25 protein-coding genes and 1 other annotated feature are annotated in these 24,903 nt (G+C 38.5%); all 25 genes read right to left on the reverse strand.

All coding sequences use genetic code 11. The annotated features are described in order from the left end of the window. The 25 genes from rplW to cysE all read right to left on the reverse strand — a co-directional run bounded on the left by rplW (position 1) and on the right by cysE (position 24,633). The gene (rplW, locus tag A9C19_RS19600; RefSeq protein WP_072581459.1) at positions 1-288 is read right to left on the reverse strand and encodes a 50S ribosomal protein L23; all 288 of its coding nucleotides are present in this window, start codon (positions 286-288) and stop codon (positions 1-3) included. Further along, on the reverse strand, positions 288-911 hold the full coding sequence (gene rplD / locus A9C19_RS19605) for a 50S ribosomal protein L4 (RefSeq protein WP_072581460.1): 624 nt from the start codon (positions 909-911) through the stop codon (positions 288-290). Before rplD ends, rplW begins: the two co-directional genes overlap by 1 nt. 27 nt (positions 912-938) lie before the next feature. Next, positions 939-1,568, reverse strand: a complete 630-nt coding sequence (gene rplC / locus A9C19_RS19610; RefSeq protein ID WP_072581461.1) for a 50S ribosomal protein L3 — start codon at positions 1,566-1,568, stop codon at positions 939-941. A gap of 47 nt (positions 1,569-1,615) precedes the next feature. Beyond that, the gene (gene rpsJ, locus A9C19_RS19615) at positions 1,616-1,924 is read right to left on the reverse strand and encodes a 30S ribosomal protein S10 (RefSeq protein ID WP_026561219.1); all 309 of its coding nucleotides are present in this window, start codon (positions 1,922-1,924) and stop codon (positions 1,616-1,618) included. 568 nt (positions 1,925-2,492) lie between these two features. Further along, positions 2,493-3,683, reverse strand: a complete 1,191-nt coding sequence (gene tuf / locus A9C19_RS19620; protein ID WP_072581462.1) for an elongation factor Tu — start codon at positions 3,681-3,683, stop codon at positions 2,493-2,495. 110 nt (positions 3,684-3,793) lie between these two features. Further along, positions 3,794-5,872: an elongation factor G gene (gene fusA, locus A9C19_RS19625; RefSeq protein WP_072581463.1), complete on the reverse strand. Its 2,079-nt coding sequence runs from the start codon at positions 5,870-5,872 to the stop codon at positions 3,794-3,796. Positions 5,873-5,924: 52 nt separating this feature from the next. Next, entirely contained in the window at positions 5,925-6,395 is a 471-nt protein-coding gene (rpsG, locus tag A9C19_RS19630) for a 30S ribosomal protein S7 (RefSeq protein WP_072581464.1), read from the reverse strand. A gap of 46 nt (positions 6,396-6,441) precedes the next feature. Beyond that, positions 6,442-6,864: a 30S ribosomal protein S12 gene (gene rpsL, locus A9C19_RS19635; RefSeq protein ID WP_026561215.1), complete on the reverse strand. Its 423-nt coding sequence runs from the start codon at positions 6,862-6,864 to the stop codon at positions 6,442-6,444. Positions 6,865-6,964: 100 nt separating this feature from the next. Beyond that, positions 6,965-7,213 carry a 50S ribosomal protein L7ae-like protein gene (locus A9C19_RS19640; RefSeq protein ID WP_072581465.1) on the reverse strand — a complete coding sequence of 83 codons (249 nt, stop codon included), beginning with the start codon at positions 7,211-7,213 and terminating at the stop codon, positions 6,965-6,967. A 131-nt stretch (positions 7,214-7,344) separates the two neighbouring features. Continuing rightward, entirely contained in the window at positions 7,345-10,944 is a 3,600-nt protein-coding gene (gene rpoC / locus A9C19_RS19645) for a DNA-directed RNA polymerase subunit beta' (RefSeq protein WP_072581466.1), read from the reverse strand. A 200-nt stretch (positions 10,945-11,144) separates the two neighbouring features. After that, positions 11,145-14,723: a DNA-directed RNA polymerase subunit beta gene (gene rpoB, locus A9C19_RS19650; protein ID WP_072581467.1), complete on the reverse strand. Its 3,579-nt coding sequence runs from the start codon at positions 14,721-14,723 to the stop codon at positions 11,145-11,147. A gap of 356 nt (positions 14,724-15,079) precedes the next feature. Then, positions 15,080-15,682 (reverse strand): class I SAM-dependent methyltransferase, encoded by a 603-nt coding sequence (locus tag A9C19_RS19655; RefSeq protein WP_072581468.1) that lies wholly within the window; start codon positions 15,680-15,682, stop codon positions 15,080-15,082. A 129-nt stretch (positions 15,683-15,811) separates the two neighbouring features. Then, positions 15,812-16,171: a 50S ribosomal protein L7/L12 gene (gene rplL, locus A9C19_RS19660; protein WP_072581469.1), complete on the reverse strand. Its 360-nt coding sequence runs from the start codon at positions 16,169-16,171 to the stop codon at positions 15,812-15,814. Positions 16,172-16,234: 63 nt separating this feature from the next. Further along, complete coding sequence (gene rplJ / locus A9C19_RS19665) at positions 16,235-16,735, reverse strand: 50S ribosomal protein L10 (protein ID WP_072581470.1); 501 nt, start codon at positions 16,733-16,735, stop codon at positions 16,235-16,237. 42 nt (positions 16,736-16,777) lie between these two features. Then, positions 16,778-16,919 (reverse strand) — a sequence feature (ribosomal protein L10 leader region). 48 nt (positions 16,920-16,967) lie between these two features. Continuing rightward, positions 16,968-17,666: a 50S ribosomal protein L1 gene (gene rplA / locus A9C19_RS19670; RefSeq protein ID WP_072581471.1), complete on the reverse strand. Its 699-nt coding sequence runs from the start codon at positions 17,664-17,666 to the stop codon at positions 16,968-16,970. A 114-nt stretch (positions 17,667-17,780) separates the two neighbouring features. Next, complete coding sequence (rplK, locus tag A9C19_RS19675) at positions 17,781-18,206, reverse strand: 50S ribosomal protein L11 (protein WP_141549707.1); 426 nt, start codon at positions 18,204-18,206, stop codon at positions 17,781-17,783. Positions 18,207-18,454: 248 nt separating this feature from the next. Then, positions 18,455-18,988 carry a transcription termination/antitermination protein NusG gene (gene nusG, locus A9C19_RS19680; protein ID WP_072581473.1) on the reverse strand — a complete coding sequence of 178 codons (534 nt, stop codon included), beginning with the start codon at positions 18,986-18,988 and terminating at the stop codon, positions 18,455-18,457. A 331-nt stretch (positions 18,989-19,319) separates the two neighbouring features. Then, positions 19,320-19,502, reverse strand: a complete 183-nt coding sequence (gene secE, locus A9C19_RS19685; RefSeq protein ID WP_072581474.1) for a preprotein translocase subunit SecE — start codon at positions 19,500-19,502, stop codon at positions 19,320-19,322. Positions 19,503-19,556: 54 nt separating this feature from the next. Continuing rightward, positions 19,557-19,706, reverse strand: a complete 150-nt coding sequence (rpmG, locus tag A9C19_RS19690) for a 50S ribosomal protein L33 (protein WP_072581475.1) — start codon at positions 19,704-19,706, stop codon at positions 19,557-19,559. 88 nt (positions 19,707-19,794) lie between these two features. Beyond that, positions 19,795-20,451: an RNA polymerase sporulation sigma factor SigH gene (gene sigH, locus A9C19_RS19695; protein ID WP_072581476.1), complete on the reverse strand. Its 657-nt coding sequence runs from the start codon at positions 20,449-20,451 to the stop codon at positions 19,795-19,797. A gap of 67 nt (positions 20,452-20,518) precedes the next feature. Further along, a complete protein-coding gene (locus tag A9C19_RS19700) occupies positions 20,519-21,028 on the reverse strand; it encodes an NYN domain-containing protein (protein ID WP_072581477.1) in 510 nt (169 codons plus the stop codon). Between the two features lie 6 nt (positions 21,029-21,034). Further along, the gene (rlmB, locus tag A9C19_RS19705; protein WP_072581478.1) at positions 21,035-21,778 is read right to left on the reverse strand and encodes a 23S rRNA (guanosine(2251)-2'-O)-methyltransferase RlmB; all 744 of its coding nucleotides are present in this window, start codon (positions 21,776-21,778) and stop codon (positions 21,035-21,037) included. Next, positions 21,775-22,203 carry a Mini-ribonuclease 3 gene (locus A9C19_RS19710; RefSeq protein ID WP_072581479.1) on the reverse strand — a complete coding sequence of 143 codons (429 nt, stop codon included), beginning with the start codon at positions 22,201-22,203 and terminating at the stop codon, positions 21,775-21,777. The genes rlmB and A9C19_RS19710 overlap by 4 nt, the downstream gene beginning before the upstream one ends. Before the next feature lie 386 nt (positions 22,204-22,589). Continuing rightward, positions 22,590-23,987, reverse strand: a complete 1,398-nt coding sequence (gene cysS, locus A9C19_RS19715; protein WP_072581480.1) for a cysteine--tRNA ligase — start codon at positions 23,985-23,987, stop codon at positions 22,590-22,592. Continuing rightward, positions 23,938-24,633 (reverse strand): serine O-acetyltransferase, encoded by a 696-nt coding sequence (cysE, locus tag A9C19_RS19720; RefSeq protein WP_072581481.1) that lies wholly within the window; start codon positions 24,631-24,633, stop codon positions 23,938-23,940. The genes cysS and cysE overlap by 50 nt, the downstream gene beginning before the upstream one ends. Between the last annotated feature and the right edge of the window lie 270 nt (positions 24,634-24,903).

Below are 24,903 nucleotides of genomic sequence, written 5' to 3' on the forward strand. Positions count from 1 at the left end.
TTATACTTCGAATAATTCGATTTCTTTGCTATCTGCAGTAAGCTTAATAATCGCTTTACGACGACGATTAGTTAGTCCAGAATAACGACCAACGCGCTTGAATTTACCTTTGTAGTTCATGATGTTAACTTTTTCAACTTTAACGTCAAAGATAGACTCGATCGCATCTTTAACTTGAGTTTTATTAGCTTTTACATCAACTTCAAATGTATATTTCTTTTCAGCCATAAGATCTGTTGAACGTTCAGTAATTACGGGGCGCTTAATAATATCACGAGGATCTTTCATTATGCAAGCACCTCCTCTACTTTTTGCACCGCAGCTTTCGTCATAATAAGCTTTTCATGGTTAAGTACATCAAGTACGTTAACTCCGTTAGCTGTAACAACTGTTACACCAGGAATATTACGTGCTGATAATGCAACATTTTCGTTGTTGTCAGCTGTAACGATTAACGCCTTTTTCTCAACAGAAAGACCTTTTAGAACTGAAGCCATTTCTTTTGTTTTTGGTGCGTTAAGTGCTAAGTCCTCAAGAACAACGATATTGTTGTCAATTACTTTAGTTGATAAAGCTGATTTGATCGCTAAACGGCGAACTTTTTTAGGTAATTTGAATGCATAAGAACGTGGAGTTGGTCCGAATACGACACCACCACCGCGCCATTGTGGCGAACGGATAGATCCTTGACGTGCACGACCAGTTCCTTTTTGACGCCATGGTTTGCGTCCTCCGCCTGCTACTTCAGAACGATTTTTTACTTTGTGAGTTCCTTGACGTAAGGAAGCTCTTTGCATGATAACCGCATCAAATAATACATGCTGATTAGGTTCGATACCAAATACAGAATCATTAAGTTCGATTTCTCCAACGTTAGATCCAGTTTGGTTTAATAATGCTACTTTAGGCATTACCCAATTCCTCCTTTCCTAGAGAGATTATTTTGTTTTAACTGCACTCTTAACTGTAATAAGAGCCTTTTTAGGTCCAGGTACGTTACCTTTGATTAATAATAGGTTACGTTCTGCATCTACTTTTACGATTTCTAAGTTTTGAACAGTAATACGCTCTCCACCCATACGACCTGGTAAAAGTTTGTTTTTGAATACGCGGTTTGGTGCTACAGGTCCCATTGAACCTGGGCGACGATGGTAACGAGAACCGTGGGACATAGGTCCACGAGATTGTCCGTGGCGTTTAATTGAGCCTTGGAAACCTTTACCTTTTGAAATTCCTGTTACATCTACTGTTTCACCAGCAGCGAAAATATCAACTTTGACTTCTTGACCAACTTCGTATTGCTCTAAGCTAGCTTCACGAAGTTCTTTAACGAAGCGCTTAGGTGCAGTGTTTGCTTTTGTTACGTGACCTTTTTCAGGTTTGTTAGCTAATTTTTCACGTTTATCTTCAAAACCTAACTGAACTGCTGAATAACCGTCAGTTTCAACAGATTTCGTTTGAAGTACAACGTTTGGAGTAGCTTCGATAACTGTTACCGGAATTAAATCACCATTTTCAGCAAATACTTGCGTCATACCAATTTTTCTTCCTAAGATTCCTTTGGTCATGAGTCACACCTCCTAGTAATATATATGATTTATTTTAATAGTAAAAATTATAGTTTGATTTCAATGTCAACACCAGATGGTAAGTCTAAACGCATTAGCGCGTCAACAGTTTGTGGTGTTGGGCTGATGATATCAATTAAACGTTTGTGAGTACGCATCTCGAATTGCTCACGAGAATCTTTGTACTTATGAACCGCACGAAGGATAGTGTATACAGATCTTTCTGTCGGTAACGGAATCGGACCAGATACATTTGCACCCGAACGTTTTGCAGTTTCTACAATTTTCTCAGCTGATTGATCAAGAATTCTGTGATCATAAGCTTTTAAACGAATACGAATCTTTTGTTTTGCCATTATTTTCCCTCCTTTTCGCCTATTTTAAAAATAGACATTTTCTCCGCAAGAATTTTCCCTACACATGCCATGGCAAAGCGGCCGTGTGTATCGGCAACCTCCTGCTTCATCGCAGTCAAAGACCAACATTGTCTATTATACAAAAAACCGGTGCTAGATGCAAGAACTTTTTAATATTTAAATATGTTTCTTGCGCACTTTTACTATTATACATATTTTGTCGTTCTAACGCAACAGCTGCTAGTACTTGGATATATTTTCACATGATTCTAGTAAATCAGTGATAAAGCTATTTTCTATAGTAGGTTTTTAAATTCACAATTATAAACAAATAACAATTTAATGATTAACCATTATATAAGTTAAACCTTAAAAAATCAGTACTTTCATTTTTAATTCAACTACTTGTGAAATAATAAACTACTTTTTCATACTCTAATAGATAAGAGGAGTCATTAGAAAATAGATACTGAAATGGTTCTCCACTTTATTCTTATGATCATTTCCTAAGACATAAAAAAAAGCGAGCATTAGCTGCTCGCCTTTTTTCTTCTTATTATAGAAGAAATTATTCTTGGATTGTAGCTACAACGCCAGCGCCTACTGTACGTCCACCTTCACGAATTGAGAACTTAGTTCCTTCTTCGATTGCGATTGGAGCGATAAGCTCAACTGACATTTCAACGTTATCTCCAGGCATAACCATTTCTACGCCTTCTGGTAATTGGCAGATACCAGTTACATCAGTTGTACGGAAGTAGAACTGTGGGCGGTAGTTAGTGAAGAATGGAGTGTGACGTCCACCTTCTTCTTTTGATAAAACGTAAACTTCAGCTTTGAACTTTGTGTGTGGAGTGATTGTACCTGGTTTAGCAAGTACTTGACCACGTTGGATATCGTCACGAGCTACTCCACGAAGAAGTGCACCGATGTTGTCTCCAGCTTCAGCGTAATCAAGAAGCTTACGGAACATTTCAACACCTGTTACAGTAGTTGATTTTGGCTCTTCCGTAATACCGATAATATCGATTACGTCTCCAACTTTAACTTGTCCACGCTCAACACGACCTGTAGCAACAGTTCCACGACCAGTGATAGAGAATACGTCCTCTACTGGCATCATGAATGGCTTCTCAGTGTCACGCTCAGGAGTTGGGATGTATTCGTCAACAGCGTTCATTAGCTCAACGATTTTCTCTTCCCAATCAGCTTCTCCTTCAAGAGCTTTAAGAGCTGAACCTTTGATTACAGGAACATCGTCACCAGGGAAATCGTACTCAGATAGTAAGTCACGTACTTCCATTTCAACTAGTTCTAATAATTCTTCGTCATCTACCATGTCACATTTGTTTAAGAATACAACAAGGTAAGGTACACCTACTTGACGAGATAATAGGATGTGCTCACGAGTTTGTGGCATTGGACCATCAGCAGCAGATACTACTAAGATACCACCGTCCATTTGTGCAGCACCAGTGATCATGTTTTTAACATAGTCAGCGTGTCCTGGGCAGTCAACGTGTGCGTAGTGACGAGTGTCAGTTTCATACTCAACGTGTGCAGTTGAGATTGTGATTCCACGCTCACGCTCTTCAGGAGCAGCATCGATCATGTCATATGCCATAGCAGCACCTTTACCACTGCGCTTAGCAAGTACAGTAGTGATTGCAGCTGTTAATGTAGTTTTACCGTGGTCAACGTGTCCGATTGTACCGATATTAGCATGCGTTTTGGAACGGTCGAATTTTTCTTTACCCATTCTAAAATCCTCCTTAGAGTTGTTATTATTTTAGGATATATGTAACAGAAAGCGAACGATCACTTTCTGTTCTCACATAAGTTATACTTCATTAAAGGGGGTAAAATCAATTACTCACCCTTATTTTTTTTGATAATTTCTTCAGAAATTGATTTTGGTACTTCTTCATAGTGATCGAAGTGCATTGTAAATACTCCACGACCTTGAGTGTTAGAACGTAATGAAGTTGCATAACCAAACATTTCAGATAGTGGAACCATCGCACGTACTACTTGCGCATTACCACGAGCTTCCATACCTTCTACACGGCCACGACGAGAAGTAACTCCTCCCATGATATCTCCCATGTATTCTTCAGGAATAACAACTTCTACTTTCATAACAGGCTCTAAGATGACTGGGCTACATTTTGAAATAGCATTTTTAAGTGCTAAAGATGCAGCGATCTTAAACGCCATCTCACTTGAGTCAACATCATGGTAAGATCCATCAACTAATGCAGCTTTTACATCAACTAATGGGAATCCAGCAAGTACACCGTTACCCATTGCATCTTCAAGACCAGCTTGAACTGCAGGTACGTATTCACGTGGAACTACCCCACCAACGATTTTGTTTTCAAATTCGAAGCCTTTACCTTCTTCGTTTGGAGAGAACTCAATCCAAACGTGTCCGAATTGTCCACGTCCACCAGATTGACGAGCGAACTTACCTTCAACCTTTGCAGATTGACGGAATGTTTCACGGTAAGCAACCTGAGGAGCACCAACATTAGCTTCTACTTTGAATTCACGTTTCATACGGTCAACTAGGATATCTAGGTGAAGCTCACCCATACCTGCGATGATTGTTTGACCAGTTTCTTGGTCAGTATGAGCACGGAATGTTGGATCTTCTTCTTGAAGTTTTTGTAAAGCAGTAGTCATTTTATCTTGATCTGCTTTAGATTTAGGCTCAACAGAAAGTTGAATAACTGGCTCTGGGAATTGCATAGACTCTAAGATAACAAGATCTTTCTCATCACATAGAGTGTCACCAGTTGTTGTATCTTTTAAACCTACAGCCGCAGCAATATCACCAGAATAAACCTCAGAGATTTCTTCACGGCTGTTTGCATGCATTTGAAGGATACGACCTACACGCTCACGTTTACCCTTAGTAGAGTTTTGGATGTATGATCCAGAACTTAGTGTACCAGAGTATACACGGAAGAATGTAAGTTTCCCAACGTAAGGATCTGTCATTACTTTGAAAGCTAATGCAGAGAATGGGCCATCATCGCCAGATTCACGAGTTACTTCTTCTTCAGTATCAGGAATGATACCTTTGATAGCTGCAACATCAGTTGGAGCTGGAAGATAGTCAATAACTGCATCTAGCATTTTTTGAACACCTTTGTTTTTGAATGCAGATCCACAGATTACTGGATAGAATTCTACATTTAAAGTACCTTTACGAATTGCTGCTTTTAGCTCGTCGTTAGAGATTTCTTCTCCACCAAGGTATCTTTCCATTAAGTCTTCATCTAGTTCTGCAACTGCTTCAACTAACTTCTCACGGTATTCTTCAGCTTGCTCTTGGTATTCTTCAGGAATCTCTTTATCAACGATATCAGTTCCTAAATCATTACCATAGAATGTAGCTTTCATTTCTACTAAGTCAATGATTCCTTCAAATTGATCCTCAGCACCAATTGGTAATTGAATTGGGTGAGCATTTGCTTGAAGACGATCATGTAAAGTAGAAACAGAATATAAGAAGTCAGCACCAATTTTGTCCATTTTATTAACGAATACAACACGTGGTACACCATATGTTGTAGCTTGGCGCCAAACTGTTTCAGTTTGTGGTTCAACACCTGATTGAGCATCAAGAACTGCTACTGCACCATCAAGTACACGTAATGAACGTTCAACTTCAACAGTGAAATCTACGTGTCCAGGAGTATCGATGATGTTTACACGATGACCTTTCCACGACGCAGTTGTCGCAGCAGAAGTAATCGTGATTCCACGTTCTTGTTCTTGCTCCATCCAGTCCATCTGAGATGCACCTTCATGAGTTTCACCAATTTTGTGGATACGTCCAGTGTAATAAAGTACACGCTCAGTTGTTGTTGTTTTACCAGCATCAATGTGAGCCATGATTCCAATATTACGAGTATTCTTTAAGGAGAACTCTCTTGCCATTGGGTCATTTCTCCTTCCTTATAGGAAATTTAGTTTGATTATAGTGTATTGATTACCAACGATAGTGAGCAAATGCTTTATTTGCTTCAGCCATTTTATGAGTATCTTCACGTTTTTTAACTGCTGCACCAGTGTTGTTAGCAGCATCTAGAATTTCGTTAGCTAAACGCTCTTCCATCGTTTTTTCTCCACGAAGACGAGCGTAGTTTACTAACCAACGTAAACCTAAAGTTGTACGACGATCTGGACGTACTTCTACAGGTACTTGGTAGTTAGCACCACCAACACGACGAGCTTTTACTTCAAGTACAGGCATGATGTTTTTAAGTGCTTGTTCGAACACTTCAATTGCTTCCTTGCCAGTACGATCTTTAATGATGTCAAAAGCATTGTAAAGTACAGATTGTGCTTTACCTCTTTTTCCGTCGATCATAATTCTGTTAACTAAACGTGTAACAAGCTTTGAATTGTAAATAGGATCTGGTAATACATCTCTTTTTGCTACAGGACCTTTACGTGGCATGTTATGTCCTCCCTTCATTTAATAATTAATAGGTATTTTAATTGAATTACTTCTTAGCAGCTTTAGGACGTTTTGTACCGTATTTAGAACGACCTTGCATACGACCGTCAACACCAGCAGTATCTAAAGCACCACGTACGATGTGATAACGTACCCCTGGTAAGTCTTTTACACGTCCGCCACGGATAAGAACAACACTGTGTTCTTGTAAGTTGTGACCAATACCAGGAATATAAGCTGTAACTTCAATGCCGTTTGTTAAACGTACACGAGCATATTTACGAAGCGCTGAGTTAGGTTTCTTCGGCGTCATCGTACCTACACGAGTACATACACCACGTTTTTGAGGTGAAGATACATTCGTTTGCTCTTTTTTGAAGCTGTTGTAACCTTTGTTTAATGCAGGTGATTTTGATTTCTCAATTTTGCTTACGCGACCTTTACGCACTAATTGGTTAATAGTAGGCATGTTAGTTTTCCTCCCTTCATTTCTTCAATACCACACATCCAGGTGGTTCATATTTAGGCAAAAACAAAGTTTCTGCAATATATACTTGCAAAAACAGTTTTTACTGTATTATAGCTACAGCTGCAGCTCCTACCTCAATTCCACAAGCTCTTCCAAGCTTTTTCATAGAAGCAACCTTCGTTAAAGGAACCTGCTGTTGTTTTGCTGTTTGAATAATCTTTTGGAGAATTCGATGATCAGCATCTTCAGCAATGATTATCTCTCTAACTTCATTGTTTAATAGAGCTTTCACTGATTGCTTAGTACCAACAATAATTTTACTTGCCTGTGATACTTTTTCATAAGACATAGTGAAATATCCTCCAAAGCAACAGGTTTAGATTGACACCTTGAATATAGTAACATCGGAAGAGATGGATGTCAACATTCCATTGTAAAAACTTTAACATTCCATCTCTCTCCAACATTATTTAGTTATTATTAGTCTACTGAAACAACTTCTTCAGTTTGTTGAACTTTCGAAATTGGTTCTGCTTGACGATATCTTGGCATACCAGTACCAGCTGGAACTAGCTTACCAATAATAACATTTTCTTTAAGACCAAGTAACTCATCACGTTTACCTTTAATTGCTGCATCTGTAAGAACTCTAGTTGTTTCTTGGAATGAAGCAGCAGATAAGAAGGAATCTGTTTCAAGTGACGCTTTAGTGATACCAAGTAATACAGGGCGACCAGTCGCTGGACGTTTGCCATCTAATAGTACTTGTTTATTGGCATCTGTGAATTGGTGTACGTCAAGTAGAGTTCCTGGTAATACATCAGTATCTCCTGCATCCATTACTCTTACTTTACGAAGCATTTGTCGTACCATTACTTCAACGTGTTTGTCTCCAATTTCTACCCCTTGCATACGGTATACTTTTTGTACTTCACGTAATAGGTATTGTTGTACGGCTTGTAAATCCTTCACCTTTAATAATTCTTTAGGATCGATTGAACCCTCAGTCAAGACCTGACCACTATCGACTTTATCGCCTTGAGTCACTTTAAGTCTTGCATTATAAGGTGCTGTGTAAGAACGAGTTTCAACATCACCTTGAACCACAATTTCTTGTTGTTTGTCTCGTACCTCATTGATCTCAGCTACTACCCCACTAATTTCTGTGATAATCGCTTGACCTTTTGGATTACGAGCCTCAAATAGCTCTTGGATACGAGGTAAACCTTGTGTGATATCGTCTCCTGCAACCCCACCTGTGTGGAATGTACGCATTGTTAACTGTGTACCTGGCTCACCGATTGATTGAGCAGCAATAATTCCAACTGCTTCACCCACTTCAACCTCTGTTCCAGTAGCTAGGTTACGACCATAACATTTCTTACAAACACCGTGACGAGTGTTACATGTAAACGCAGAACGAATCCATACACTTTCAATTCCTGCTTCAATGATTTCAACAGCAATGTCCTCTGTAATTAATTCATTTTCATTTACAATGATAGCACCAGTTTCAGGGTGTTTAACAACCTTACGGCAATAACGTCCGATTAGACGCTCATCAAGCTTCTCGATAACCTCTGTACCTTCTTTAATGGCTTCAGCAAGGATACCACGATCTGTGCCACAATCGTCATCACGAATGATAACATCCTGAGCCACATCAACAAGACGACGAGTAAGGTAACCTGAGTCAGCTGTTTTAAGGGCTGTATCTGCAAGACCTTTACGCGCACCGTGAGTTGAGATGAAGTACTCTAATACTGTTAAACCTTCACGGAAACTTGACTTGATTGGTAACTCGATAATACGTCCAGCCGGGTTGGCCATCAGTCCACGCATACCAGCAAGCTGCGTAAAGTTAGATGCGTTACCACGGGCACCAGAGTCACTCATCATGAAGATAGGATTTCGTTTGTCAAGAGACGCCATCAGCTTCCCTTGGATGTTGTCTTTCGCAGCACTCCAAATTGAGATAACACGCTCATAGCGCTCATCCTCCGTAATCAAACCTCTACGGAATTGCTTAAGTACATTATCAACCTTTGTTTGTGCTTCAGTGATAATCTCCTGTTTCTCTTTAAGAACGATGATATCAGATACACCAACAGTGATACCTGCTTTTGTGGAATATCTAAATCCAAGATTCTTCATACGGTCTAGCATTTTAGACGTTTCAGTAATATGGAATTTCTTGAAGATTTCTGCGATAACTTTTCCAAGAATTCCTTTTTTGAATGGAGCAATTTCTTCTTGAGCAGCAATATGCTCAGCTACATTCGTATTTGTAGGAACAAAATATTTTTCAGGCGTTTTTTCTTCAATGTTTTGTTTTGTTGGCTCATTCATGTAAGGGAATGATTCAGGTAAAATTTCATTGAAGATTAATTTCCCAACTGTTGTAATTAGCAACATTTTCTTTTGTTCTTCTGTAAATGTTTGATTATCTAATGCACTAGCATGAATAGCAACACGAGTATGTAAGTGTACATAACCGTTTTGGTATGCAAGAAGTGCTTCGTTTGTATCTTTGAAGATCATACCTTCTCCAATAACACCCGCGCGCTCTAATGTTAAGTAGTAGTTCCCTAATACCATATCCTGAGAAGGAGTAACTACAGGCTTTCCATCCTTTGGATTTAGGATGTTTTGTGCAGCTAACATTAAGATACGTGCTTCTGCTTGTGCTTCTGCAGATAAAGGAACGTGAACCGCCATTTGGTCACCGTCAAAGTCAGCGTTATACGCTGTACATACTAACGGATGAAGACGAATCGCACGACCTTCTACAAGTGTTGGTTCGAAGGCTTGAATACCTAGTCTATGAAGAGTCGGTGCACGGTTTAGTAATACTGGGTGTTCTTTAATAACAGACTCTAAAACATCCCATACTTCAGGTTGCACACGCTCGATTTTACGTTTCGCACTCTTAATATTATGTGCTAGGCCCTTCTCAACAAGCTCTTTCATAACAAATGGCTTGAATAATTCTAATGCCATTTCTTTCGGTAATCCACATTGATACATTTTTAGGTTCGGACCTACAACGATTACGGAACGACCAGAATAATCCACACGTTTACCTAATAGATTTTGACGGAAACGACCTTGTTTACCTTTTAACATATGAGATAGTGATTTTAATGGACGGTTACCAGGACCTGTAACAGGACGCCCTCTACGACCGTTATCGATCAAGGCATCTACTGCTTCTTGAAGCATACGCTTTTCGTTTTGAACAATGATGCTTGGAGCTCCAAGGTCTAATAAACGTTTTAAGCGGTTGTTACGGTTAATAACACGTCTGTATAAATCATTTAAATCAGATGTTGCAAAACGTCCACCGTCAAGTTGTACCATTGGACGTAACTCAGGTGGAATAACAGGTAGTACATCTAAAATCATCCAAGAAGGATCATTTCCAGAGTTACGGAATGCCTCAAGAACTTCTAAACGCTTGATCGCACGTGTTCTACGTTGACCTTGAGCCGTTTTCAACTCTTCTTTTAAAGAATCAACTTCCTTATCAGTATCAATATCTGATAGAAGCTTTTTAATTGCTTCTGCACCCATAGATGCTTGGAATGTGTTACCGTACTTTTCACGGTATGCACGATATTCCTTTTCAGATAGTAATTGTTTCTTTTCAAGAGGTGTATCACCTGTGTCTGTCGTAACGTAAGAAGCGAAGTAAATCACTTCCTCTAAGGCACGTGGTGACATATCTAGTACAAGACCCATACGACTTGGAATTCCTTTGAAATACCAAATATGAGATACAGGTGCTGCTAATTCGATATGACCCATTCTTTCACGACGTACTTTTGCACGTGTTACTTCAACTCCACAACGATCACAAACTACACCTTTATAACGTACTCTTTTATACTTACCGCAATGACACTCCCAATCTTTAGTTGGTCCAAAGATTCGTTCGCAGAAAAGACCATCTTTTTCTGGCTTTAATGTACGGTAATTAATTGTTTCTGGTTTCTTAACTTCTCCAAATGACCAAGAACGAATCTTGTCTGGTGAAGCCAAGCCGATGCTCATATATTCAAAATTATTTACATCTATCAAGGGGCCTACCTCCCTTTTCGTCTTCAGGTTCTACCCAATATTATTAGATAAATTATTCCAAGTGGCTAAGTCCTAGTGGCGAAAGTATTAGCTTATCTTATATATCGTAAAACATTTTCTTTCTTTAAAAGAAAAAAGCTCATTCAAGCACGAGCGCCCTGTCTTTATAAAGAAAAACAAAGGCGCCGATGCTTAAAGAATTATTCTTTCCCTACAGGATCTTTTTCTAATTCTTCTACTTTTGCCTCAGGTTCTACTGTTTCATTTACAGCAAGACCTTCAGCTTGTTGTGTATCTTCTTCGTCGTCAAGATCTCTCATTTCGATCTCTTGCTCATCGCTAGAAAGCATTTTAACGTCCATACCTAAACTTTGAAGCTCTTTAATTAAAACTTTAAACGATTCTGGAACACCTGGTTCTGGAACATTTTCACCTTTAACAATCGCTTCGTACGTTTTCACACGTCCGACAACATCATCAGATTTAACCGTTAAGATTTCTTGAAGTGTATATGCAGCACCGTATGCTTCAAGTGCCCATACCTCCATCTCACCAAAACGTTGTCCCCCGAATTGTGCTTTACCACCAAGTGGTTGCTGGGTTACTAATGAATATGGTCCTGTTGAACGTGCATGTAGTTTATCATCAACCATGTGCGCCAGTTTAATCATATACATAATACCAACTGATACACGGTTATCAAAAGGTTCACCTGTACGGCCATCATATAGCACTGTTTTCGCATCTCGCGCCATGCCTGCTTCTTCAAGAGTAGACCAAACATCTTCCTCACGCGCTCCATCAAATACTGGAGATGCTACGTGAATGCCTAACTTACGAGCAGCCATACCTAAATGTAGTTCAAGCACCTGACCGATGTTCATACGTGAAGGTACTCCTAATGGGTTTAACATGATATCAACTGGCGTACCATCTGGTAAATACGGCATATCTTCTTCTGGAAGAATACGAGAGATTACACCTTTGTTACCATGTCGTCCGGCCATTTTATCTCCTTCAGAGATTTTTCGCTTCTGAACGATATAAACACGAACTAATTGATTAACACCAGGTGGTAACTCATCTCCATCTTCACGATTGAAGACCTTAACATCAAGAATGATACCTTCTCCACCGTGAGGTACACGTAATGAAGTATCACGAACTTCACGAGCTTTCTCTCCGAAGATTGCATGTAATAGACGTTCTTCAGCTGTTAATTCTGTTACTCCTTTTGGTGTAACTTTACCAACAAGTAAATCTCCATCTTTTACTTCAGCACCAACGCGGATAATTCCACGCTCATCCAAGTTTCTTAACGCGTCTTCCCCTACGTTCGGGATATCACGTGTGATTTCTTCAGGTCCTAATTTTGTATCACGAGATTCAGACTCATATTCTTCAATATGAATAGATGTATACACATCGTCTTTCACAAGTCTTTCACTCATGATGATTGCATCCTCATAGTTATATCCATCCCATGTCATGAAGGCTACTAATACGTTTCTACCTAGTGCAAGTTCACCTAATTCCATTGAAGGACCATCTGCAAGGATTTCACCTTTCACAACTTCATCGCCTTCACTTACGATTGGACGCTGGTTGTAGCAAGTTCCTTGGTTAGATCGGATAAATTTGAGTAAGCTATATTTATCTAAGTTACCTTTAACTTTTTGTCCATCAACTTCTTCATAACGACGAACCCATACATTCTTCGCTTCAACGCGTTCTACAACACCTGGGTATTTACAAATAACAGCTGCTCCTGAATCCTTACCAGATACATATTCCATACCTGTACCTACAAGAGGTGCTTCTGGATTCATTAAAGGTACAGCTTGACGTTGCATGTTCGCACCCATTAATGCACGGTTAGAGTCATCGTTTTCTAAGAATGGTATACACGCTGTTGCAGCAGATACAACCTGTTTAGGAGATACGTCCATATAATCGATACGATCTCTATTAACAACTGTATTCTCACCACGGAAACGAGCAACAATATCGTCATCTATAAACGAACCATCATCTGCTAGTCTTGCGTTTGCTTGGGCCACAACATAATTATCTTCTTCATCAGCGGTTAAGTAGTCAATACGTGTTGTAACTTTACCCGTCTCAGGATCGATACGACGATACGGAGTTTCGATAAATCCAAAACGATTCACTTTTGCATATGAAGATAATGAGTTGATTAACCCAATATTCGGTCCCTCTGGAGTCTCGATAGGACACATACGACCATAGTGGGAATAGTGAACGTCACGCACTTCAAATCCAGCACGTTCTCGAGTTAAACCACCAGGTCCTAACGCTGATAAACGACGTTTATGTGTTAGCTCTGCTAACGGATTCGTTTGATCCATGAACTGAGATAACTGAGAACTACCAAAGAACTCTTTAATAGACGCAATAACAGGACGGATATTAATTAATTGTTGTGGTGTGATTGTATTTGTGTCCTGAATAGACATTCTTTCACGTACAACACGTTCCATTCTTGATAAACCAATTCTAAATTGATTCTGTAATAATTCACCAACAGAACGCAATCTACGGTTACCAAGATGATCAATATCATCTGTATCGCCTACTGAATGTAAAAGGTTAAAGAAATAACTAATTGAAGATAAGATGTCAGCAACCGTGATGTTTTTCACAGCTTCCTCAACATATGCATTCCCTAGTACGTTAATAACCTTTTCACCATCTGGATCATTCGGAGCGAAAATCTTGATCGATTGAATGGTGATTTCTTCATCAGAAACTCCACCTGTAGGTTGAACCTTAGTAAAGCCTACACCACTTTCAAGATTTGGCATGATACGATCTAACGTTCTACGATCGATCATTGCTCCCTTTTCAGCAATAATTTCACCAGTTTCCGGATCAACCAAAGTTTCAGCTAATCTTTGGTTGAATAGACGGTTTTTAATATGAAGCTTTTTATTAATCTTGTAACGTCCAACATTTGCTAAATCATAGCGTTTTGGATCAAAGAATCTAGAATCTAATAGACTTTTTGCATTATCTACTGTAGGAGGCTCACCTGGGCGAAGTCTCTCATAGATTTCAAGTAATGCTTTTTCTGTACTTTCTGTATTATCCTTATCAAGGGTATTACGTAAGTACTCATTTTCACCTAGTAAATCGATGATTTCTTGATCAGAGCCAAACCCAAGAGCACGTAATAAAACCGTCACAGGTAATTTACGTGTACGATCTATACGTACATAAACAACATCTTTAGCATCTGTCTCGTACTCTAACCAAGCTCCACGGTTTGGAATAACAGTTGCAGTAAAGCCTTTTTTACCATTCTTGTCGACTTTACCACTGTAATATACACTTGGCGAACGGACTAATTGCGATACGATAACGCGCTCAGCACCGTTAATTACAAATGTACCAGTCTCTGTCATAAGAGGAAAATCCCCCATAAAGACATCCTGATCTTTTACTTCACCAGTTTCCTTGTTAATTAAACGCACCTTAACACGTAATGGCGCAGAATAGGTAACATCTCGTTCTTTTGATTCCTCAACAGGATACTTAGGATCTCCTAAGCTATAATCAATGAACTCTAGCGAGAGGTTACCAGTGAAATCCTCAATAGGAGAAATATCTTGGAACATTTCTCTCAAGCCCTCATCAAGAAACCACTGATAGGAAGAGGTTTGAATTTCAATAAGATTTGGTAATTCTAACACTTCACTAATGCGTGCATAACTTCTACGTTGGCGGTGTCGTCCATACTGAACTAGTTGACCTGTCAACTCATTCACCCCTCAAATCAAGCGTAATAGATCTTGCGATTGTACTGTTATGTATACCTAAAATTTTTAGACAGACGAATAAGAGAACGCACATAAGATCATTCTCTTGAAAAACTTTATCTAATATACTACCAATTAATCTGCTTTCAAAACAAAGGAAATCTAAGTACAACGCAAGGGAAAAAACAAAAAATAAAAAGGGTTTCTAGTAAGAAAACCACAATTTGAAACGTACTATTGATTTTATTAGTATTTCCTGACTATCAAAGAAATATACTACTATTTTTGAAAAAATTAGATAGTTACCGAAAATACATATTGGCATTTTATAATGTTATCACAACCAAAAATAGGAGTCAACATTTTTTGGCTTTGATGATATAATAGCCTTTCTTTTTTTCCACCACTTCTACCTCAGAAAATAATTCATTTAATTTTTCTATAGCCGATGGAGCACCCTGCTTCTTCTGAATAACAACCCAAAGCTCACCCGACTGAACCAAGTGCTTTTCACTTAACTCAAATATTTGATGAACGACAGCTTTACCTGCTCTAATTGGAGGATTCGTTAAAATGACTGCATATGACTTTTCCTCATCTATCTTTTCAAATAGATCACTCTGAAAAACAGAGACGTTAGAGATCCCATTCACCTTGGCATTATCTTTTGATAACTCAACAGCTCTCTCATTTACATCAATCATATCTACGTTACGTCCATAATGCTTCGCTATTGTGAGACCAATCGGACCATAGCCACAACCAACATCAAGTACATCTCCACTTACTTCTGGAATTTCAAAGGCATCTATTAGTAGACGCGAGCCGAAGTCTACCTCATTCTTTGAAAAGACACCTCGATCACTATGAAAAGTAAATGTGTTGCCCTTCAATGTAAACGACCATGTTTTCCGGTCACTTTCCACCGTAGGCTTTTCAGAATAATAATGATTACTCATCTTTTGTACCTCCTCTTTACAGAAGATTAGGGTTTACAGGTTTTCTCTCTTTTATACATGATATCTTATGTTAATAGAACGAATAAAAAGCCCGCCTATATCGGCGAGCTTTTCATAAGCATAACGCTATTACTTAACTTCTACAGAAGCGCCAACTTCTTCAAGTTTAGCTTTTAATTCTTCAGCTTCTTCTTTAGAAACGCCTTCTTTAAGAGCTTTTGGTGCGTTATCTACTAATTCTTTAGCTTCTTTTAAGCCTAAGCCAGTAGCTTCACGTACAACTTTGATAACTTTGATTTTTTGTCCGCCAGCACTTGCAAGTACTACGTCAAATTCAGTTTGCTCAGCAGCAGCTTCGCCACCAGCAGCAGCAACAGCTACAGGAGCTGCAGCAGTTACACCAAACTCTTCTTCAATAGCTTTAACTAAGTCGTTTAATTCTAAAACAGTCATACTTTTAACTGCTTCAATGATTTGTTCTTGAGTCATTATAATTTCCTCCTTGTTTTTCCTTCTAATTGTTTTTAATAAATTAAGATTAGGCTATAAAAATTATGCGCCTTGTTCTTCTTTTTGTTCTGCAACAGCTTTTGTAGCAAGTGCAAGATTACGGATTGGAGCTTGAAGTACGCTAAGCAACATAGAAAGTAAACCTTCGCGTGATGGAAGTTCAGCAAGAGCTTTAACTTCTTCAACTGAAGCGATATTACCTTCGATTACACCAGCTTTAATTTCAAGAGCTTCATGCTTTTTAGCGAAGTCATTAAGAATTTTAGCTGGAGCGACAACGTCTTCTCCACCAAATGCGATTGCGTTTGGTCCAGTTAATGCATCGTTAAGACCAGTAAGTTCAGCAAGTTCTACCGCACGACGAGTCATCGTGTTTTTGTAAACTTTAAATTCAATTCCTGCTTCACGTAATTGCTTACGTAATTCAGTAACCTCACCTACAGTTAATCCACGGTAATCTACGATGATAGTAGATTTACTTTCACGGAACTTAGTAGAAATTTCTTCTACGATCTGTTTCTTTTGTTCGATAATTGCGCTCATTGTTACACCTCCTGTAGATTCATGTAACACTAGTACCGTTCGGTGGTCATAGAAAAACCTCCAATTAGACATGGAGGTTTGTATATTCAACAACAAGCAAAATGCTTCTATTGGTAATACACCTCGGTAGGAAAATTAAGCCTATGAAAGCACCTACTGTCTACGGTATAGCGATATTTAAATTAGCAACGTTGATAATTATATTAAAACTTCAATTAGAAGTCAATAGTTATTATTTTACAGAGAAGCTTGAACCGTCTACTTTAACTCCAGGACCCATTGTTGAAGTTGCATTAATGCTCTTCATGTAAGTTCCTTTAGCTGCAGCTGGCTTAGCTTTTTGTAAAGTTTCATAAACTGTGTTGAAGTTCTCAACTAACTTGCTATCTTCGAAAGATACTTTTCCGATTGGCACGTGGATGATACCAGCTTTATCAAGACGGTATTCAACTTTACCAGCTTTGATTTCGTTAACTGCTTTTGTTACATCAAATGTAACTGTACCAGTTTTAGGGTTCGGCATTAAACCTTTAGGTCCTAATACACGACCAAGTTTACCAACTTCACCCATCATGTCTGGTGTTGCAACGATAACATCAAAGTCAAACCAACCTTGTTGGATTTTATTGATCATATCTGCATCTCCAACATAATCAGCACCTGCAGCTTCAGCTTCCTTCGCTTTTTCACCTTTAGCAAATACTAATACACGTTGAGTTTTACCAGTACCATTCGGTAGTACAACAGCACCACGAATTTGTTGATCAGCTTTCTTAGGGTCAACACCTAAACGGAAAGCAACTTCAACAGTCGCATCAAATTTAGCAACACTTGTTTTTTTCACTAATTCAACAGCTTCAGTAACTGCGTAGAATTTCGAACGATCTACAAGCTTAGCAGCTTCTAGAAACTTTTTACCTTTTTTAGCCATTTTTATTTCCTCCTTAGTGGTTTTAGCGGAATAACCTCCCACGAATAAAGGTTGCGAACTTGTGTTTAAGCAAATTCGCAACCCCCAAAAACAACTCTCTGACTAACGAAAGAATTAGTCTTCGATAACGATACCCATGCTTCGTGCAGTACCTTCAACCATACGCATTGCTGATTCAACGCTAGCAGCGTTTAAATCAGGCATTTTTGTTTCAGCGATTTCACGTACTTTGTCACGCTTCACAGTCGCTACTTTATTACGGTTTGGTTCACCAGAACCAGACTCAATACCAGCCGCTTTTTTAAGTAAAACAGCAGCAGGTGGAGTTTTCGTAATAAATGTAAATGAACGGTCTTCAAAAACCGTAATTTCAACTGGAATGATTAAACCAGCTTGTTCAGCTGTACGAGCGTTGAACTCTTTACAGAATCCCATGATATTAACACCAGCTTGACCTAATGCAGGACCAACCGGTGGAGCTGGATTAGCTTTTGCTGCAGGAATTTGCAATTTTACAATTTTGATTACTTTTTTAGCCACGAGACACACCTCCTTAAGTCCGTGATGTGGTAATTGGGTTAATAACCCTCCCACTCATCTAATCTACCCTTTAAAGGATAGAGAAAAAAATTCGGGCAACTCAATATATGAGACTACCTACCCTTATGCATACAGAAATAGTATGAATTTCTGATCAGCTAAAAATCTTCTTGTTAGTCTCATGTTCTAAGACATACTGACCTATGAAATGTTACCACTTTTCGATAATGATTTCAAGTTTTTTTACATTATAATTTATCTACTTGAGAAAAATCTAGTTCTACCGGGGTTTCACGACCAAACATATTGACAAGAACTTTTAATTTACTCTTATCTAAATCAATCTCTTCGATAGAACCTGTAAAGTTCGCAAACGGCCCCTCTGTTACTTTCACTGTCTCTTTTAATTCAAAGTCAATTTCAACACGACGCTCATCCATTCCCATACGTTTAAGGATAAACGTTACTTCCTCAGGTAATAACGGTGTTGGTTTTGAACCATGTCCAGCAGATCCGACGAATCCAGTTACTCCAGGTGTATTACGTACGACATACCATGAATCATCTGTCATCACAATTTCAACTAACACATATCCAGGAAAAACCTTTTTCTTAACTACCTTCTTTTTGCCATCTTTAATATCCGTTTCCTCTTCTTCAGGTACAACTACGCGGAAGATTTTATCTTCCATACCCATAGATTCAACACGCTTTTCAAGATTTGCCTTTACTTTGTTTTCATAACCTGAGTACGTGTGTACTACATACCAATTCTTTTCCATAGTGTCAGGACAGCTTGTCCTTCCCTCCCCACAACGATTTAATAATCATAATCTATATCGAATAATCTTTACTATCGGCTATTCCGGTTTATTAGTGCTTTTTTTAGGGAAGATTCATATGGTGAATTCTTCAACCGCGGTTTACTCAAGGGACAAACCTTTTTAGCAACTTAGTAGTTACTCACCGATCGCCATTCATCCTATCTAGTATTCCACTAAAAAGATGATACTTTCAGAAAGAGCCTATTTTTTTATACAATGAAAAAACCCGTTTAACGGGTTTTGCAGACAAAAAAATGATATTTACTATTATAGCACGATTTACCAACTGTTATTCAAAAAATGCACGAATTAATGATGAAATTCCCAAGTCAATGACCGCAAAGAATACTGCTACAAAGGTTACAGTTGAAACAACTGTTATCGTATACTTTGTTAGCTCTTTACCTTTAGGCCAACTCACCTTTTTCATTTCACGAGAAACATCTCGAAAAAAACTAATTAAACGTTGCATGTATGCCTACCTCCAGGAATAATAGGGAAACTTCGTATAAAAATATAATAAAGATTATTTCGTTTCACGGTGGTTTAAATGCGAATTACATACCTTACAAAACTTCTTAACTTCTAATCGTTCATCAGTACTTGAAACATTTTTCATTGTCGTATAATTTCGACTTCCACAAGACGTACAAGCCAACGTTACTTTCTTTCGCACACCCTCACCTACCGCTACACTATTTTCTTTAAAACTGTATCATAGTGAGTTTTTTTCGTCAATAAACGATAAATTCAACTCCAACGCACTAAAGGCTAATTTCTCTTAGTTCTAAATAGCGTTCTAGTTTTCGTTTCACACGCTGCAATGCATTATCAATTGATTTGACATGTCTATTTAACTCTTCTGAAATTTCATGGTAGGATCTGCCGTCTAGGTAAAGAACGAGTACCTTGCGCTCTAAATCGCTCAATAGCTCTCCCATCTTCACTTCAATATCATCAAATTCTTCTTGATTGATAATAAGCTCCTCTGGATCTAGAGCTTTTGCACCAGAAATAACATCCATTAATGTTCGATCTGACTCTTCATCATAAATTGGCTTGTCCAATGAAACGTAGGAATTAAGAGGAATATGCTTTTGACGAGTAGCAGTTTTAATAGCGGTAATGATTTGCCTAGTAATACATAATTCAGCAAATGCTTTAAAAGAAGTGAGCTTGTCCTCTTTAAAATCTCGTATAGCTTTGTATAATCCGATCATGCCTTCTTGAATGATATCTTCTCGATCTGCACCTATTAGAAAATATGACCTTGCCTTAGCTCTTACAAAATTACGATACTTATTAATTAGATAATCAAGCGCTTCACTTTCACCTTGGTGAACAAGTTCAATTACCTGTTCGTCTTCCAATAATCCTAAATCTTCCTTGCTGACACTGTCTTTGTTGAATGATGAGTTCAAGTCGATCCCCCCGACCGCACACAAGATAACAATATTATACAGGATTGGTTTTGGAAGCGTCAACCAGCTATAAGTTTCCTCGTCTCCATTTCTCAAGCTTTTCCATAACATCGTCGGGGAAACTTATTTTTGAGGAAGGTCGATCTTCCTCAATTTTTTTCACCCGATGCTTAATCCTTTTCTCGATTGTATTCATTTCATTCAGAAGCTCCCTAGCTGATTTTCTTAGAGCACCTTGACCAAATATTGCCCACTGCTCTGTAAAGTCAGAAGTTGCTACATGCACTTGAGTCTTTATATTACTTAAAGATTTTGCTAGCTTTTCAATACGTTCATCAGCCGTTTCATTTTCACGCGTGAAAATGACCTCAACTCGATAATTTTTTTGTTTTTTTTCAATCCCTTTTACCATATGAGCATCAAATACAATCATTACTCTAAAACCTGTATAAGCTTGATACTCAGCCATTTTTTCTATTAAGAGGTCTCGAGCTTCTGACAAATTGTTCTTTTTTAATTTTTGTAAGTCCGGCCATGCTCCAATAATGTTATATCCATCAACTAGTAGGATATCCATCTTTTCCTATTCTCCTAGAGGATTTCGCTTTCGATATACCTCATACATCAACAAGCTAGCAGCTACAGAAGCATTCAAAGAAGTAACATGTCCTATCATCGGCATCTTAACAAGGAAATCACATTTCTCTTTTATGAGACGCCCCATTCCCTTACCTTCACTTCCAATAATTAATCCTAGAGGCATCTTGCCATCAAGATTACGGTAATCATCCGCTCCCTTAGCATCTGTTCCAACTATCCAAACCCCACGCTCTTTTAAGTCATCAATGGTTCTAGCCATATTCGTTACTCGAGCTACCGGTATATGTTCAATAGCACCTGTAGAAGCCTTAGCAACAGTTGCCGTTAAACCAACTGCTCTTCTTTTAGGAATGACGATTCCATGTGCTCCAACAGCATCTGCTGTTCTCATGATAGATCCTAGATTATGAGGATCTTCAAGTTCATCTAATAAAAGAAGAAATGGCATTTCATTTCGTTGTTCGGCTTTTGCTAAAATATCATCTACATGCACATACTCATACGCAGCCACTTGCGCAACAACGCCTTGGTGGTTTCCCTCCACCATTTGGTCAATCTTCTTTTTTGGTACGAAATTAATCATGATGCCTCGTTCTTTAGCTAAACGAGTAATTTCTTGAGCTTGTCCTTTTACAGAATTCTCAGCCACCCAAATTTTATTTATGTCTCTAGAAGACTTAAGCACCTCAATCACTGGATTACGTCCTATAATATAATCTTGATTCATCGTCTTCCCTCCCTCCTATTTTCATCAATGTAATTCAATGCTAACTGAATGATTTCTTCAAGTCTCTCTTGGCGTTTCTCTAAATAGAGATATCCAATTAACGCTTCAAAAGCTGTACTATATCGGTATGTTTGTACATCTGTGTTTTTAGGAATCGTACCTGACTTAGCATTTCTCCCTCTCCTAATTACACCTTCTTCTTCTTCTGTAAAAATAGCCAAAGAAAATAGATGATGTAGAATACTAGATTGGGCTTTCGCAGAAACATAGCCTTTCGCCTGATTGTGAAGCTGATTAGGGCGTATATTTCCTTTTACTAAAACATGATTACGAACATATATCTCAAATACTGAATCACCCATATAGGCTAATGCCAAGCTATTTAAAAGTTTAACATCCTTAATAGTCGTTAAATCAAAAAACATGCCGTTCCTCTTTTCTAACGCTGATTCGCATCCTGTGTCGAATGAAAGTTCTTTTCAACCAGTGCTCGACCCGAAACAACCTTCCTTTTTAATAGACTCTGTTATTGTTTGTTTATTGATTTTCGTTACAGGCATTCGCTCTCCGCGTGGGCGGTCCTAATTTTCCTCGACGTATACGTTTTGGCGACCAACCAGGCAATCCGCAATTCTAAGCAGGAAGCTCCTTCCTATGCCTTTCACTCCACAAACAGAGCGAAAAAAAATCAATACTAGCAATTAACACAGCCTGTTGAAAAGGGATAAAGCAGAAGCGAGATATCTTCCTTCTGCTCATCACCTTTTACTCTTTCTTACCGTTATTCCCTTCCTTTAGAAAAGATAATCACTTATCCTCGTTTCCATCTTGTTCCTTGAGGAGTATCCTCCAAAATGATATTAAGCTCCTTCAAACGATCTCTAATTTCATCTGATAAGGCAAAGTTCCGGTCTTTTCTTGCTTGAATTCGTTGTTGAATCATTTCTTCAATTTCTTCATCAAGAAGATCATCTGAAGTAAACTGTACTCCTAACACATCACCTATCTGATCAAATTCATGCAGGAATGCTTGAATAACTTCTTTAGACGTATTTTGCTCTTCCATGTAGTAATTCGCTTGTTTCGCAAGATCAAATAGAATAGAAATGGCGTTAGCTGTATTAAAATCATCATCCATTTCTTTGATGAATTGCTCACGGAACGCATTGATTTTGTTTAACCAGTCATTATCGTTCTCAGTTAAATTTGTACTACTTTCTATACGGTGCCCTAAATTACCGTAAGAAGTTTTAATACGATCAAAGGCATTTTTCGTACTTTCTAGTAACTCTTGTGAAAAATTAATTGGGTGTCGGTAATGCACAGACAACATAAAGAAACGTACGATTTGTGGATCTATCTCTTTAATGATGTCATGAACTAATACAAAGTTACCTAATGACTTAGACATCTTCTCATTGTTTATATTAATATAGCCGTTATGCATCCAATATTTCGCAAATGGCTTTTCATTTAAGGCTTCAGACTGTGCGATCTCGTTTTCATGATGAGGAAATGTTAAATCTTGCCCACCTGCATGAATATCAATTGTATCTCCTAAATATTTTTTTGCCATTGCTGAGCATTCAATGTGCCAGCCTGGACGCCCGTGTCCCCATGGACTTTCCCAGGAAATTTCTCCATCCTTTGCAGCCTTCCACAGAACGAAATCTAGTGCATCTTGCTTCTTCTCACCAACTTCAATACGATTACCTAAACGTAGTTCATCTATAGATTGGTGTGATAGTTTACCATATCCTTCAAACTCTCGTGTGCGATAATAAACATCGCCACCCGCTTCATAAGCATATCCTTTATCGATTAACGCTTGGATAAAGTCGATAATTAAGTCAATGTTTTCTGTTACACGCGGATGAACAGTAGCACGTTTGCAGCCTAGTGCCGTAACATCTTCAAAATAAGCATCAATGAAACGTTCTGCAATAGTCGGAACATCTTCTCCTAGCTCATTCGCAGCTTTAATTAATTTATCATCCACATCAGTAAAATTTGAAACAAAGTTTACTTCATAGCCACGGTATTCTAAGTACCTACGTACAGTGTCATATACGATAGCAGGTCTTGCATTCCCTATATGAATATAATTATATACGGTTGGACCACAAACATACATCTTTACTTTACCTGGTTCTAGTGTCTCAAACGTTTCTTTTTGCCTCGTTAGCGTATTGTACAACCTTATTGTCATGATCACTCGTTCCTTTCTTTAATTGCTTCATTTCTTCTCTTAATTTCGTTAATTCTGCCTCTAAATCCTTAAATCGATCTGCAACTGGATCCGGAAGATCACAATGATTCAAGTCCTGATCAACACGTTTACCATTTTGAATAACCACTCTACCAGGAATCCCTACAACCGTTGAATGATCTGGGACTTCTTTTAGTACAACGGAACCCGCGCCTATTTTTGAATATTCACCTACAGTAATGGATCCTAATACCTTTGCACCTGTAGCAATTAGCGCATGGTTCTTTATCGTCGGATGCCTCTTTCCTTTTTCCTTACCAGTTCCACCCAATGTTACGCCTTGGAATACTGTTACATCGTCCCCTATCTCACACGTCTCCCCAATCACTACGCCCATGCCGTGATCAATAAAAAAACGACGACCTATCTTTGCAGCTGGATGGATCTCTACCCCTGTAAAGAAGCGGCTTACCTGAGAAACGGCTCTTGCTAGGAAGAATAGCTTTTTCTTGTAAAGAGCATGCGCAATTCTATGACTCCAAATTGCGTGTAGCCCAGAGTACGTTAAGATCACTTCAAAGTAGCTCCTCGCAGATGGGTCTTGCTCAAAAACAACATCAACATCTTCCTTCATCATTTTTAACATTAGGATCCCTCCAATCGCTTATTTATTTACACATTCCGTTCATTACGATACGTTTTAAAAAACTTTTTTACAATAGAAAAAGCGCCTCTGTATAAAAATACAGAGACGCTTTATGCGCGGTTCCACTCTGTTTAGGCAAGAAAGAATTCCACCTCAACTTTACGCTCTGTAACGTAGAGCAAGACGCTTTCACTTACTAAGCTTCTAAGGACACTTTCTAGATAAAATTCGTTAGAAGTCGTTTAGCAAAAGACTCAAAGGGGCATTTCA

This window comes from Bacillus weihaiensis (assembly GCF_001889165.1).
In the GTDB taxonomy this organism is placed as follows: domain Bacteria; phylum Bacillota; class Bacilli; order Bacillales; family Bacillaceae; genus Metabacillus; species Metabacillus weihaiensis.

Bases quoted from the DNA above. Each gene is read 5' to 3' on its own strand.
- rplW (WP_072581459.1), bottom strand. From the start codon at position 288: ATGAAAGATCCTCGTGATATTATTAAGCGCCCCGTAATTACTGAACGT.
- rplD (WP_072581460.1), bottom strand. From the start codon at position 911: ATGCCTAAAGTAGCATTATTAAACCAAACTGGATCTAACGTTGGAGAA.
- rplC (WP_072581461.1), bottom strand. From the start codon at position 1,568: ATGACCAAAGGAATCTTAGGAAGAAAAATTGGTATGACGCAAGTATTT.
- rpsJ (WP_026561219.1), bottom strand. From the start codon at position 1,924: ATGGCAAAACAAAAGATTCGTATTCGTTTAAAAGCTTATGATCACAGA.
- tuf (WP_072581462.1), bottom strand. From the start codon at position 3,683: ATGGGTAAAGAAAAATTCGACCGTTCCAAAACGCATGCTAATATCGGT.
- fusA (WP_072581463.1), bottom strand. From the start codon at position 5,872: ATGGCAAGAGAGTTCTCCTTAAAGAATACTCGTAATATTGGAATCATG.
- rpsG (WP_072581464.1), bottom strand. From the start codon at position 6,395: ATGCCACGTAAAGGTCCTGTAGCAAAAAGAGATGTATTACCAGATCCT.
- rpsL (WP_026561215.1), bottom strand. From the start codon at position 6,864: ATGCCTACTATTAACCAATTAGTGCGTAAAGGTCGCGTAAGCAAAATT.
- A9C19_RS19640 (WP_072581465.1), bottom strand. From the start codon at position 7,213: ATGTCTTATGAAAAAGTATCACAGGCAAGTAAAATTATTGTTGGTACT.
- A9C19_RS19655 (WP_072581468.1), bottom strand. From the start codon at position 15,682: ATGAGTAATCATTATTATTCTGAAAAGCCTACGGTGGAAAGTGACCGG.
- rplL (WP_072581469.1), bottom strand. From the start codon at position 16,171: ATGACTCAAGAACAAATCATTGAAGCAGTTAAAAGTATGACTGTTTTA.
- rplJ (WP_072581470.1), bottom strand. From the start codon at position 16,735: ATGAGCGCAATTATCGAACAAAAGAAACAGATCGTAGAAGAAATTTCT.
- rplA (WP_072581471.1), bottom strand. From the start codon at position 17,666: ATGGCTAAAAAAGGTAAAAAGTTTCTAGAAGCTGCTAAGCTTGTAGAT.
- nusG (WP_072581473.1), bottom strand. From the start codon at position 18,988: ATGGAAAAGAATTGGTATGTAGTACACACGTACTCAGGTTATGAAAAC.
- secE (WP_072581474.1), bottom strand. From the start codon at position 19,502: ATGCAACGTTTAATTAGTTTTTTTCGAGATGTTTCTCGTGAAATGAAA.
- A9C19_RS19700 (WP_072581477.1), bottom strand. From the start codon at position 21,028: ATGGATATCCTACTAGTTGATGGATATAACATTATTGGAGCATGGCCG.
- rlmB (WP_072581478.1), bottom strand. From the start codon at position 21,778: ATGAATCAAGATTATATTATAGGACGTAATCCAGTGATTGAGGTGCTT.
- A9C19_RS19710 (WP_072581479.1), bottom strand. From the start codon at position 22,203: ATGTTTTTTGATTTAACGACTATTAAGGATGTTAAACTTTTAAATAGC.
- cysS (WP_072581480.1), bottom strand. From the start codon at position 23,987: ATGACAATAAGGTTGTACAATACGCTAACGAGGCAAAAAGAAACGTTT.
- cysE (WP_072581481.1), bottom strand. From the start codon at position 24,633: ATGTTAAAAATGATGAAGGAAGATGTTGATGTTGTTTTTGAGCAAGAC.